This is a genomic window from Nonomuraea corallina, from assembly GCF_027620315.1.
GTDB lineage: Bacteria > Actinomycetota > Actinomycetes > Streptosporangiales > Streptosporangiaceae > Nonomuraea > Nonomuraea corallina.
On the sequence record NZ_JAPNNL010000210.1, the window covers coordinates 1 to 12,102 of the forward strand.

The following is a 12,102-nucleotide window of genomic DNA, read 5'->3' on the forward strand; positions in this document are numbered from 1 at the left end:
CGGGTGGTGGACGGGCTGCTGATCCCGCCGCCGTTCGACTGGTCGGCGCTCGCCCGGCGGCCCGAACTCGCCCGGCAGGCCGCGCTCCTGCAGCAGCCCGGCGCGCGGACCCCCGACTTCGCCGAGCAGATCGACGACGTCCTGGCCTTCCTCGGCGGCACGCACCCGCACGCCCGCGCCGTGCCCGGCGAGGGGGCCGACCTGGAGGTGTGGATCCTGGGCAGCAGCGGCGGACAGAGCGCCCAGGTCGCGGGGGAGCGAGGGCTGCCGTTCGCCGCGAACTACCACGTCAGCCCGTCCACCGTGCTGGAGGCCGTCGAGGCCTACCGGGAGGCGTTCAAGCCGTCGGCAGCGCTGGCCGAGCCGTACGTGGTCGTCTCGGCGGACGCGCTCGTCGCCGGCACCCGCGCCAGGGCCGAGGAACTGGCCAAGGGGTACGGGCTCTGGGTCCGCAGCATCCGGACCGGCGCGGGCGCGATCCCGTACCCCACGGCGGCGGAGGCCGACGCCCACGGGTGGACCGACGCCGACCGCGAACTGGTCCGGGACCGCGTCGACACCCGGTTCGTCGGCTCACCCGGCGAGGTGGCCGAAGGGCTGCGCGTGCTGCGCCGCGTGACCGGGGCCGACGAACTGCTGATCACCACCATCACCCACGACCACGAAGACCGCGTGCGCTCCTACGAGCTGCTCGCCGACGCCTGGAACCGCCCGTGAAGCACATCATCCCCGTCCTGCTGCTGGCGCTCGCCGCGTGCGGCGCGCAGCCCGCCCGGACGGCCCCGGCCGCCACGCTGACCTGGGCCGTCGAGACCCAGCCGGTGACCCTGAACCCGCAGCTGTGGTCGCAGAACAAGGCCAGGCTGCTGGTGTTCAACCAGTTCGACGCGCTGCTGTCCAAGAGCGCCGACGGCACCTTCCAGCCGTGGCTCGCCCGCGCCTGGACGGTGTCGGACGACGGCCTGACCTATACCCTGGACCTGCGCGACGACGTCACCTTCCACGACGGCACCGCGTTCGACGCCGCCGCCGTCAAGGCCAACCTCGACCAGTTCCAGGTGCCCGGCTACAACCCGGCCGTGGCCGCGATCCAGCTCAGGGCCTACGACAGGGCCGAGGTCGTGGCGCCGCACCGGATCAAGATCACGCTCAAGGAGCCGGACGCGCTGTTCCCCGACTTCCTCGCCTCACCCCTGGCCGGTCAGGTCTCGCCGAAGTCGCTGAAGAACGCCAGGGACCTCAAGTTCGGCGGGCCGGACCTGGTCGGCACCGGGCCGTTCATCCTCGACCGGTACGTGCAGGGACAGGAGATCCACTACCGCCGCAACCCCGGCTACGCCTGGCCCCCGGCCGGGGCCGCCCATCAGGGCCCCGCCCACCTGTCGGAGATCACCTACCGGTTCCTGCCCGAGGCCGCGGTCCGCGTCGGCGCCCTCACCTCCGGGCAGGTGCAGGTCATCGAGGGCGTCCCGGCCACCGAGGTCGCCCTGATCGCGAAGGACCCGGACCTCACCCTGCAGACCTCGCTCAACTCCGGCACCGCCTACGCGTACTACTTCAACACCTCCCACGCCCCCTTCGACGACCGGCGCGTACGGGAGGCGTTCCGCGAGGCCGTGGACGTGGACGCGGTGCTGAGGTCGGTCTACCAGGGCACCGCCACCAGGGCGTGGAGCGTTGTCGGCAGCGGGAGCCCCTTCTACGACGCGAGCCTGGAGAAGTCCTACGGCGGCGACGCGGCCAAGGCCAACGCCCTGCTCGACGCCGCCGGGTGGAAGGAACGCGACGCCGAGGGCTACCGGGTCAAGGACGGCAAACGGCTCACCGTGCGCGAGGTCGCCGCCGCCCCGTTCGTCCGCGACCGCCGCGACATCCTCGGCCAGGCCATCCAGGCCCAGGTCAAGCAGAACGCCGGCATCGACTTCCAAGTCAGGATCGTCGACCAGGGCAGCGCGCAGCAGGCCGTGGACGACGACGCCTACGAGGTGTTCGGCAACTCCCGGGGCGACTCCGACGCGGGCGCCGCGCTGAACCTCATCCTGCCGTCGGACGGCGCCATCAACCGCACCCGGTTCGCCGACCCCGAGGTGGACACGTGGCTGGCCGCCGCCTCGGCCACCGCCGACCAGGCCGAAAGGAAGGAGCTCTACGCCAGGGTCCAGCGGGTGGTCGTGGCGGACAGCGCCATCGTGTTCCCGCTGTACGTGCCCGCCGACCAGATCGCCGCCCACCGCAGCGTCCAGGGGCTCGGCTTCGACCCGGCCTCCGGCACCCCGGCGAGCGCCTACGACGTGCGGATCGCCACGTGATCAGGAGACTCGGCGCGGGGCTGGCGGTGCTCTGGGCCGCCGCCACCGCCTCCTACGTCGCGCTGCTGCTGGCCCCGGGCGACACCGTCGACATCCTGATCGGCGACGGCGCCGACACCCCGGAGATCCGGGCCGGGATCATCGCCGAGTGGGGGCTCGACCGGCCCGAGATCGTGCAGTACCTGGCGTACCTCTGGCGGCTGCTCCACGGCGACCTCGGCCGCTCGTATCAGTTGCAGCGCGGCGTCGGCGAGGTGCTGGCCGGGCAGATCGGGCCGACCGTGCAGCTCACCCTCGCCGCGGCGGCCACCGGCGTGGCGCTCGCGGCCGTCATCGCGATCGGCACGGCGGGGCGGGGACGGTGGCCGCGCGCCGCCGCCTCGGCCGCCGAACTGGTGTCGGTGTCGGTGCCGCCGTTCCTCATCGGGATCGTCCTGCTGTCGGTGTTCTCGTTCACGCTCGGCTGGTTCCCCGTCTCCGGCGCGGAAGGGCCGGCGGCCCTGGTGCTGCCCGCCCTGGCGCTCGGCCTGCCCATCGCGGGCGTGCTCGGCCAGGTGCTGCGCGGCGGGCTGGAACGGGCGCTGGAGCAGCCGTTCGCGGTGACGGCCAGGGCGCGCGGGCTCACCGAGCGCGCGCTGGTCGCCCGGCACGCGCTGCGGCACGCGCTCCTGCCCGCCGTGACGATGGCCGGCTGGTTCACCGGGGCGCTGCTGGGCGGCGCGGTGATCACCGAGGTGCTGTTCGGCAGGCCCGGCCTCGGCCAGGTGGCCATGCAGGCGGTGACCAGCCAGGACATGCCCGTCGTGATGGCCGTCGTGCTGCTGTCGGCCGTCGTGTACGTCACCATCAGCACGCTGCTCGACCTCGCCTACCGGGTCATCGACCCGCGGATCCGGAGCTGAGCGCCGATGCCCCCGACCTCCCGCGACGCCGTCCGTCCTGCCGTCCGTCCCGCCGGCTGGTCCGCGGTCCCGCTCTGGTGGCTGGTGCCGGGTGCCTTTCTGGCGGTGCTGGCGCTCGCCGTCGCCGTGCCCGGCCTGCTGGCCGCCGCCGACCCGCTGGCCGCCGACCCGGTGGACGCGCTGGCCCCGCCCGGCGCCGCCCACTGGTTCGGCAGCGACCACCTCGGCCGCGACGTGCTGGCCAGGGTGGTCCACGGCGCCCGCCACTCGATCAGCATCGGCGTGGCCGCCACCGGCCTCGCCGTGACCGCGGGCGTGCTGCTCGGCCTGGCCGCCGGGCTGTCGCCCACGTGGCTGGACGAGGCGCTGGCCCGGACCTTCGACGTGCTGTCCACCCTGCCGGAACTCCTGCTCGCCCTGCTCGTCGTGGCGATCACCGGCCCGGGGACCGTGAACGTGATCTTCGCGATCGCGGTCGCGCAGATCCCCACCTACGCCCGCGTGATCCGCGCCCAGACCTTCGTGGTGCGCCGCTCCGGCTACGTCGAACAGGCCGTCACCTTCGGCCGCTCCCGCCTGGCGATCAACACCGGGCACGTGCTGCCGAACGTGCTCGGCCCGATCCCCGTCCTGGCCACCATCGGCCTCGGCCAGGCCGTGATCGCCAGCTCGGGGCTGAGCTTCCTCGGCATGGGGCCGCAACCGCCCGCCGCCGAGTGGGGCGCGATGCTCTCCGAGGCCCGCAACTACCTGCGGGTCGCCTGGTGGGAGGCGCTCTTCCCCGGCCTGGCCATCACGCTCACCGTCGTCTGCCTGACCGTCGTCGGGCGCCGCCTGCAACGCCGTTTCGAGGGGAGAACACCGTGACCTCGCTGGTGACCGTGGAGGACCTGCGGGTGAGCTTCACAGGCTCCGACGTCGTACGCGGCGTCTCACTGTCGGTGGCGCCCGGCGAGTGCGTGGCGATCGTCGGCGAGTCCGGCTCCGGCAAGAGCGTCACCGCCCGCGCCCTGCTCGGCCTGGCCGGGCCCGGCTCGGCGGTGCGCGCCGCGGCGTTCCGCGTGGCCGGCCGGGACGCGTTCGCCTTCACCCCCGCCGACTGGCGGCGGCTGCGCGGCGGGTTCGCGGGCCTCGTCCTGCAGGACGCGCTGGTCTCCCTCGACCCGCTGCGCACCGTGGGCGCCGAGATCGCCGAGGTGCTGGCCACGCACGACGTGGCGCCCCGGGGCCGCCGCGCGGAGCGCGTCCTGGAACTGCTGGAGGCGGTGGGCGTGCCCGACCCCGCGACCCGGGCCGGCCAGCGCCCGCACCAGCTCTCCGGCGGGCTGCGGCAACGGGCCCTGATCGCCTCGGCCATCGCCGCCGACCCTCCGCTGATCATCGCCGACGAGCCCACCACGGCGCTCGACGTCACCGTCCAGGCCCAGATCCTGCGGCTGCTCGCCGGACGCCGGGCCGCCGGCACCGCGCTGCTGCTGATCAGCCACGACCTGGCCGTGGTCGCCTCGATCGCCGACCGCGTCCTGGTCATGAAGGACGGCCGGGTCGTCGAGGAAGGACCCACCCGGGACGTCCTCGCCGCGCCCGCCCACGCCTACACCCGCACGCTGCTGGCCGCCGTGCCGTCCGCCGCGTCCCGCAGCACCCGCCTCACCACCGGCGAGCCGCGCGGCCGTCCCACCCCCGACCGGTCCGCCCAGGTCCTCGCCGGAACCGGGCTCACCCGTTCGTACGGCCCCCGCCGGGTCGTCGACGACGTCTCCTTCACCCTGCACGCCGGCGAGACCCTCGGCGTCGTCGGCGAGTCCGGATCGGGCAAGACCACGCTCGCCCGGCTCGCCCTCGGCCTGCTCGAACCCGACGCCGGCCAGGTCACCCTGCACCGGCGGCCGTGGAGCCACCGGCGCGAACGCGAGCGCCGCCCGCTGCGCCCGCGCGTCCAGCTCGTCTCCCAGAACCCGCTCGACTCCTTCGACCCCCGCCACACCGTCGGCCGGCTGATCGCCGAGCCGCTCCGGGTGCACCGCGACGCACGCCACGAGCGCGTCCTCGACCTGCTGGCCCGCGTCGGCCTGCCCCCGGAGACGGCCGCCCGCCACCCCCGGGAGCTGTCCGGCGGCCAGCGCCAGCGCGTCGCCATCGCCCGCGCCCTCGGCCCCCGGCCCGACGTGCTGGTCTGCGACGAACCGGTCTCCGCGCTCGACGTCTCCATCCAGGCCCAGGTGCTCGACCTGCTCGCCGACATCCAGACCGAGTACGGGACCGCGATGGTCTTCATCTCCCACGACCTCGGCGTCGTCCATCACGTGGCCGATCGCGTCCTGGTCATGAAGGACGGCCGGGTCGTCGAGGAAGGCGACGTGGCGGAGGTGTTCGCCCGGCCGCGCCACCCCTACACGCGCACGCTGGTGGACTCGGTGCCCCGGCCGGTCCCGTCCCCCCACCGCCTCGACGCGGCGGGCGCCGCCTGACCGAGGGCTTATTCTTTTCGAAAGGGCACGGCCGCCATCAGGGCCGAATCGGTTCTCTTCTTGTCAATCGTGAATTCTGCATGACCCGTGGGGCCGGAATTCATGACAACGCGTGCCGACCGCACTTACCCGTCCCCGGCGTCCTTGACATGGTGGAAAAGGTCAGCTCCGACACGCATGTTGAGGGGACGCCAACTCGATGAAGATCAAGGTACTGGGTCCGCTGGTCGCCCAGGAGAACGGAATGTCGATCACTCCCATTCCGCGCAAACCCCGGCAGGTCTTCTCCCTGCTGGCATTGCAGGCCGGCACCATGGTCACGGTGCCGGCGTTCATCGAAGAGCTGTGGGGGATGCATCCGCCCGCCAGCGCCCTGTCGACGCTGCAGACCTACATCCTGCAGGTGCGCCGGGGGATCGCCGCCGCGCTGGGCGCCAACTGCACCGACTCGGCCAAGGACGTCCTGACCACCTCCTACGGGGGGTACCTGCTGGACATCGACCCGGACGACGTGGACGTCAACCGGTACGAGCGCCTGGTGGCCGCGGGCAAGCAGGCCTTCGAGGCGGGCCGGTGGGAACCGGCGTCCGAGCTGTTCAGCCAGGCACTGGACATCTGGCGCGGGGAGGCGCTCGCCGACGTGCACGCCGGCCTGCGCATCGGCGTCGAGGTGGCCCGCCTGGAGGAGAGCAAGCTCGGCGTGCTGGAGGCGCGCATCGAGACCGACCTGCGGCTGGGCAGGCACGTGGGCCTGCTGGCCGAGCTGTCGGCGCTGACCGCCCGCTACCCGATGCACGAGAACTTCTGGGCGCAGTTCATGATCGCCCTGCACCGGGCGGGCCGGAAGAGCCAGGCGCTGGAGAACTTCATCAAGCTGCGCACGACGCTCGTGAACGAACTCGGCGTCGAGCCGTCAGCCCGCCTCCAGCACCTGCAGCAGGCGCTCCTGCGTTCAGATCCGAAACTGGACGCGGGCCGGGTCTTCGTTTGAGGAGGAGGTCGTGCCGACCTATGTATGGAATTACCTGACCGAATATCAGGAAGAACGCGCCGACATTCTGGACGCGGTGGAGAAGGTCTTCGAATCCGGCCAGTTGGTGCTCGGTGAGAGCGTGGCGTCGTTCGAAGCGGAATTCGCCGCCTATCACGGCGTCGCCCACTGCGTGGGCGTCGACAACGGCACCAACGCGATCGTCCTCGGACTCCAGGCGCTCGGCATCGGGCCCGGCGACGAGGTGATCACCGTGTCCAACACGGCGGCGCCCACGGTGGTGGCGATCGACGCGGTCGGCGCGACGCCGGTCTTCGTCGACGTCAGGGCCGACGACTACCTGATGGACACCGCCCAGATCGAGGCGGCGATCACGCCGAGGACCCGCTGCCTGCTGCCGGTCCACCTGTACGGCCAGTGCGTCGAGATGGCGCCGGTGCTGGAACTGGCCGGGCAGTACGGGCTGCGGGTGCTGGAGGACTGCGCGCAGGCCCACGGCGCCCGCCACCACGGCCGGTTGGCCGGCACGATGAGCGACGCCGCGGCCTTCTCCTTCTACCCGACCAAGGTGCTCGGCGCCTACGGCGACGGCGGCGCCACGATCACCTCCGACGCGGGAGTCGAGGCCGCGCTGCGCCGGCTGCGCTACTACGGGATGGAGAGCCGCTACTACGTGGTCGGCACCCCCGGGCACAACAGCCGCCTCGACGAGGTGCAGGCGGAGATCCTGCGCAGGAAGCTGCGCCGCCTCGACGCGTACATCGAGGGCCGCCGCGCGGTCGCCCGCCGCTACCAGGAGGGCCTCGGCGACGTCCCCGGACTCGTGCTGCCCTCGCTCGCCGACGGCAACGACCACGTCTACTACGTGTACGTGGCCAGGCACCCCGAGCGCGACCGGATCATCAAGGCGCTGGAGGCGCACGACATCCGGCTCAACGTCAGCTATCCCTGGCCGGTGCACACGATGACGGGATTCGCCCATCTCGGCTACGAGGAGGGGCGGCTGCCGGTGACCGAGAAGCTGGCCCACGAGATCTTCTCGCTGCCGATGTACCCGTCGCTGCCGGTGGACACCCAGGACAAGGTGATCACTGAGCTGCGCGCCGTACTGGACGCCTGACCACCCCGGCGGGGCGGCCCTCCTCAGGCCGTCCTCGCCGTGGCGGACCCAGCGGCGGACTCAGCGGCGGATCCAGCGGCGGGCCCAGCGGTGGACCCCGCCGCCTGCCACATCGCGCGCACCGACTCGCGCAGGCCGATGCGCGGCTCCCACGACAGCGCGCGACGCGCCAGGCCGATGTCGAGCCGGGTCCAGTCGCCGCCCTTGCTGCGGACCTCCCGGTCGAGCAGCTCGACCCGGTCGCGGGGGAAGCCGGAGGCCTCGATCAGCCAGTCGACCAGTGAGCCGATCGGCACCGCCTCACCCCTGCCGAGGTTGACCACCCGGTCGTCGAGCGGCGCCGTGGCCGCCCGTACGATCGCGGCCGCGACGTCGCGTACGTCGATGAAGTCGCGCCTGGCGTCGGCCACGCTCAGCTCCAGCACCTCGCCCGCCGCCAGCGCCCGCTCGACGCGCAGCATGAGGGCGGCGAGGAAGCTCTCCTTCGGCGGGTGCGGCCCCGACATGTTGGCGGCCCGCAGCACCACCGCGTCGAGGCCGCGCCCGGCTCCGGCCAGCACGGCCCGCGACGTCGCCAGCTTGGTCTTCGCGTACGGCGTGACAGGCCGGGGCGCCGTGTCCTCGCGCAGCAGGGTGCCGTACGGGACGGGGCCGTACTCGTGCACCGAGCCGACGTGCACCAGCCGCGGCCGGTGCGGCGTCAGGGCGAGCGCTTCCACCAGCCGGTCGACCAGCCTGATGTGCGAGTACGTCATCTCCTCGGCCGTGTCGCCCCACCCGCCCGCCGCGTTGACCACCGCGTCGGCCCTCGGCTCGGTGAACAGCGCGGCCAGGCGCCGCGGCTCGGCGGCGGTGACGTCCAGGGCCGCGAACGGAAAGCCCGCCAGGTGCGGAGCGGCGGACCTGGCCACGGCGAGCACGTCCCAGCCGTGCCCGGCGAAGGCCGCGCACACCTGCCGGCCGACGCTGCCGGTGCCGCCCAGCACCACGACGCGGGGGGAACTCATGACCACAGCCTCCGTTCCACGGTCCGCGAGGCCCGGTAGCCGGGCAGCAGCCCCGCCCGCCGGGCCTCCTCCAGCGTCGGGGCCGCCCGGTCGCGCGGGGACAGCAGCGGCCGCTCCCACGCGTCGGGGATCGGCAGCCCCAGCGCCGGGTCCAGCGGCGACAGCGCCAGCTCGTGGTCCGGGACGTACTCCTCGGAGAGCATGTAGGCCATCACCGTGTCGTCCTCCAGCGCGATGAAGGCGTGCCCCACCCCGACGGGCAGATACGTGCACCGGAACTCGTCCGGGTCGAGCAGCGCGGACTCCCATCTGCCGTACGTCGGCGAGCCCACGCGGATGTCGACGACGATGTCGAGCGCGCGGCCGCGCGGGCAGTAGACGTACTTGGCGGTGCCCGGCGGGGTGATCGTGTAGTGGATCCCGCGCACCACGCCCCGGCGGGACCTGCTGTGGTTGGTCTGCCGGATCGGGAACAGGTCGTGGCCGACCGCCGCCTCGAACGCGGTGTGCTGGAACGGAGAGACGAACAGGCCACGCTCGTCGGGGAAGACCTGGGGCACGAACTCGTAGGCGCCCTCGACGGCCAGCTCGCGGGCCTTCATCGCAGCGCCTGACCGCTGAGGTAGTCGACCCCGTCGGCGTAGTTGTAGGGATGCATGAACCCGCCCGCCCTGACGTTGCGGTAGATCCGGGACAGCGGGTGGGAGCCGGTGTAGGCGATCCCGCCCACCACGCTCAGGCAGTCGTCCACCACGTCCACCGCGTGCCGGTTGACCAGCATCTTGGCGTACTGGAACGGCGTCATCATGGCCCGCCCCCGCTCGGCCGGGTCGCCGCTGTGGTCCTCCGCCAGCCGGTCGGCGTTGTCCAGCGCGGCGGCCACCGCGCACCGCATCGCGTACAGCCGGGTGTCGATCTCCGCGAGCCTGGTCAGCACGGCGGGCGCGGCCCGGCCGCGCCCGCGCACGTGCGCCACGGCGAGCTGCCGGGCGGACGCGGCCAGCGCGGTGTAGATCCCGAGCATCGTGATGGAGCTGACCGTCTGGCCCGCGAGCGCGGCGTCGTCCTGCTCGCCGGCGGGGCCGCGCGGCAGCACGTGCTCGGCGGGCACGGCGACGTCGTCGAAGGCGATCTCGACGGTGCCGGACGAGCGCATGCCCATCCCGTCCCAGTCGTCCCCCACGGTCAGGCCGGCGCTGTCGCGCGGCACCACCGGGGCCGCCATCCGCGCCGGCCCGCCGTTCTCGTGCACCTGCGCCGAGACCACGAAGTGGGTGGCGATCGGGGCCATGCTCACCAGGGTCTTGCGGCCGTTCAGCGTGTACCCGCCGTCGCCGTTCCTGGTCAGCACGGTGGTCCGGCCCAGGTCCTTGACCGCGCCGCAGACCACGGCGGCGCCCGTGGCCATCTGGCGCAGCAGGCCGGCGGCCAGCTCGCGGGAGGCGGGCGGGCCGTGCCTCCACTCGTAGGTCAGCGTCAGGCCCCGGCTGAACTGCATGTGCAGGGCCAGCGCCACCCCGGCGTCGGCCTGGGCCACCTCGCCGAGCGCGACGGCGACGTCGTGCATGGAGGCGACGCCCAGCCCGCCGTGCCCGGCCGGCACGGTGGCGCCGAGCACCCCGTCCTTGCCCAGCCGGTCGAACAGGTGCGCGGGCAGCTCCGCCGCGCGGTCGTGCGCCTCCGCCTCCGCCGCCAGCACCGGCAGGTGGGGGCGGAGAAGTTCGAGGAGCCGCCGTCCCTCAGGGGTCACGGGCGCTCGCAGTTCTGCCATGGTCGCTCCGTAGGCTCGTCGGGTGGGCCGTCGGGATCAGCCTGGGCGACGGCGCTGGAGAAGCGGTCCCGCGCGTGTGGTCCACCGGCGCTCCAACCACACTCCAGCGCCACCCGCTGTGCTGGAAGGCAGCCCAGGCGCTCTGTCGCCGTTTCCGCGGAATCCACCATGGAGCCCGATGTGAGCAGAACCGATGCGAGCAAGTCAGATGTGAGCAAATGTCGTATCTGTGCCGGTGAAGTGCGGAAATTCTTCGACTTCGGTACGCAACCGCTGTCCGACGCCTTCCTCACCGAGCGGGAAAAGGACCAGGCCTTCCACTTCCGGCTGGCCGTGGGGCTGTGCACCGGGTGCACCATGGTGCAACTGCTCGAAGAGGTGCCCAGGGAACGCATGTTCCACCACGACTACCCCTACCACTCCTCCGGCTCGCGGCACATGCGGGAGCACTTCGCCCAGACCGCCCACGACCTGCTGGCCACCGAGCTGACCGGCCCCGACCCGTTCTGCGTGGAGATCGGCTCCAACGACGGCGTCATGCTCGGCGTGATCAAGGACGCCGGCGTGCGCCACCTGGGCGTCGAACCGTCGGGCGGGGTCGCCGAGCTGGCCAGGAAGGACGGCGTCCGGGTCCGCACCGACTTCTTCGAGGAGTCGACGGCCCGGCTCATCGCCGCCGAGGACGGCCCGGCCGACGTCGTCTACGCGGCCAACACCATCTGCCACATCCCGTACCTGGACTCGATCCTCCGGGGGGTGGACGTCCTGCTCCGCCCCGGCGGCGTGTTCGTCTTCGAGGATCCGTACCTGGGGGACATCGCCGAGCGCAACACCTTCGACCAGATCTACGACGAGCACTTCTACCTGTTCACCGCCCGGTCGGTGCGGGGCGTGGCCCGCCGGTTCGGCTTCGAACTGGTCGACGTCCGGCGGCTGCCCGTGCACGGCGGCGAGGTGCGCTACACCCTGGCCCGCCGGGGCGAGCGGGAGGTGAGCCCCGCGGTCCCCGCGCTGATCGCGGAGGAGGCCGGCCGGGGGCTCGCGGAGCTGGAGACGCTGGAGAAGCTCGGCAACGGCATCGACCGCATCTGCGCCGACCTCGTCGCGCTGCTGGAGGACCTGCGCCGTCAGGGGCGCAGCGTCGCGGGATACGGCGCGACCGCCAAGAGCGCGACGGTCACGAACTACGCGGGCATCGGCCCGGAGCTGCTGCCGTGCGTGTACGACACGACCCCGGCCAAGATCGGGCGGCTGATGCCCGGCTCGGGCATCCCGATCAGGGCCGCCGGCGAGTTCTCCCGGCCGTACCCGGACTACGCGGTGCTCTTCGCGTGGAACCACACCGACGAGATCCTGGCCCGGGAGGCGGAGTTCGCCGCCCGGGGCGGCAAGTGGATCGTCTACGTCCCCGAGGTACGCGTCCTGTAACGGGGTCCCCGCTCCGACGAAGGGGAGATGCCCTCCGGGTGGCGTCTCCCCTTCGTCACGGCGGCCTTTGTCACGGCGGCCTTTGTCACGGCGGCCTTTGTCA

Annotated in this window: 11 protein-coding genes; 8 read left to right on the forward strand and 3 right to left on the reverse strand. The window is 72.9% G+C overall.

Features of this window, described 5'->3' with window-relative positions; genetic code table 11:
• From OUY22_RS32535 to OUY22_RS32565, 7 genes are all read left to right on the forward strand, one after another.
• On the forward strand, window positions 1-717 hold a 717-nt coding region (locus OUY22_RS32535; RefSeq protein WP_333486833.1), incomplete at its 5' end, for an LLM class flavin-dependent oxidoreductase.
• Window positions 714-2,309 carry an ABC transporter substrate-binding protein gene (locus OUY22_RS32540; protein ID WP_270159092.1) on the forward strand — a complete coding sequence of 532 codons (1,596 nt, stop codon included), beginning with the start codon at window positions 714-716 and terminating at the stop codon, window positions 2,307-2,309. The genes OUY22_RS32535 and OUY22_RS32540, both read left to right, overlap by 4 nt.
• Entirely contained in the window at window positions 2,306-3,211 is a 906-nt protein-coding gene (locus OUY22_RS32545) for an ABC transporter permease (protein WP_270159093.1), read from the forward strand. Before OUY22_RS32540 ends, OUY22_RS32545 begins: the two co-directional genes overlap by 4 nt.
• A 6-nt stretch (window positions 3,212-3,217) precedes the next feature.
• On the forward strand, window positions 3,218-4,078 hold the full coding sequence (locus OUY22_RS32550; protein ID WP_270159095.1) for an ABC transporter permease: 861 nt from the start codon (window positions 3,218-3,220) through the stop codon (window positions 4,076-4,078).
• Window positions 4,075-5,682 carry a dipeptide ABC transporter ATP-binding protein gene (locus tag OUY22_RS32555; RefSeq protein ID WP_270159096.1) on the forward strand — a complete coding sequence of 536 codons (1,608 nt, stop codon included), beginning with the start codon at window positions 4,075-4,077 and terminating at the stop codon, window positions 5,680-5,682. The genes OUY22_RS32550 and OUY22_RS32555 overlap by 4 nt, the downstream gene beginning before the upstream one ends.
• Before the next feature lie 199 nt (window positions 5,683-5,881).
• The gene (locus OUY22_RS32560) at window positions 5,882-6,673 is read left to right on the forward strand and encodes an AfsR/SARP family transcriptional regulator (RefSeq protein WP_270159097.1); all 792 of its coding nucleotides are present in this window, start codon (window positions 5,882-5,884) and stop codon (window positions 6,671-6,673) included.
• A gap of 10 nt (window positions 6,674-6,683) precedes the next feature.
• Complete coding sequence (locus OUY22_RS32565; protein WP_270159098.1) at window positions 6,684-7,793, forward strand: DegT/DnrJ/EryC1/StrS family aminotransferase; 1,110 nt, start codon at window positions 6,684-6,686, stop codon at window positions 7,791-7,793.
• A 23-nt stretch (window positions 7,794-7,816) separates the two neighbouring features.
• Here the strand turns inward: OUY22_RS32565 and OUY22_RS32570 are convergent, their stop codons facing one another.
• The 3 genes from OUY22_RS32570 to OUY22_RS32580 are packed head-to-tail and all read right to left on the reverse strand — an operon-like array spanning window position 7,817 to window position 10,571.
• On the reverse strand, window positions 7,817-8,800 hold the full coding sequence (locus OUY22_RS32570; RefSeq protein WP_270159099.1) for an NAD-dependent epimerase/dehydratase family protein: 984 nt from the start codon (window positions 8,798-8,800) through the stop codon (window positions 7,817-7,819).
• A complete protein-coding gene (locus OUY22_RS32575) occupies window positions 8,797-9,402 on the reverse strand; it encodes a dTDP-4-dehydrorhamnose 3,5-epimerase family protein (RefSeq protein WP_270159100.1) in 606 nt (201 codons plus the stop codon). Before OUY22_RS32575 ends, OUY22_RS32570 begins: the two co-directional genes overlap by 4 nt.
• On the reverse strand, window positions 9,399-10,571 hold the full coding sequence (locus OUY22_RS32580; RefSeq protein ID WP_270159101.1) for an acyl-CoA dehydrogenase family protein: 1,173 nt from the start codon (window positions 10,569-10,571) through the stop codon (window positions 9,399-9,401). Before OUY22_RS32580 ends, OUY22_RS32575 begins: the two co-directional genes overlap by 4 nt.
• A 168-nt stretch (window positions 10,572-10,739) precedes the next feature.
• Between OUY22_RS32580 and OUY22_RS32585 the strand changes: the two genes are divergently transcribed.
• Window positions 10,740-11,999 carry a class I SAM-dependent methyltransferase gene (locus OUY22_RS32585; protein WP_270159102.1) on the forward strand — a complete coding sequence of 420 codons (1,260 nt, stop codon included), beginning with the start codon at window positions 10,740-10,742 and terminating at the stop codon, window positions 11,997-11,999.
• Window positions 12,000-12,102: the final 103 nt, after the last annotated feature.

Coding starts and splice junctions, on each gene's coding strand:
- OUY22_RS32550 (WP_270159095.1), top strand. CDS start 3,218: ATGCCCCCGACCTCCCGCGACGCCGTCCGTCCTGCCGTCCGTCCCGCC.
- OUY22_RS32560 (WP_270159097.1), top strand. CDS start 5,882: ATGAAGATCAAGGTACTGGGTCCGCTGGTCGCCCAGGAGAACGGAATG.
- OUY22_RS32570 (WP_270159099.1), bottom strand. CDS start 8,800: ATGAGTTCCCCCCGCGTCGTGGTGCTGGGCGGCACCGGCAGCGTCGGC.
- OUY22_RS32575 (WP_270159100.1), bottom strand. CDS start 9,402: ATGAAGGCCCGCGAGCTGGCCGTCGAGGGCGCCTACGAGTTCGTGCCC.
- OUY22_RS32580 (WP_270159101.1), bottom strand. CDS start 10,571: ATGGCAGAACTGCGAGCGCCCGTGACCCCTGAGGGACGGCGGCTCCTC.
- OUY22_RS32585 (WP_270159102.1), top strand. CDS start 10,740: ATGGAGCCCGATGTGAGCAGAACCGATGCGAGCAAGTCAGATGTGAGC.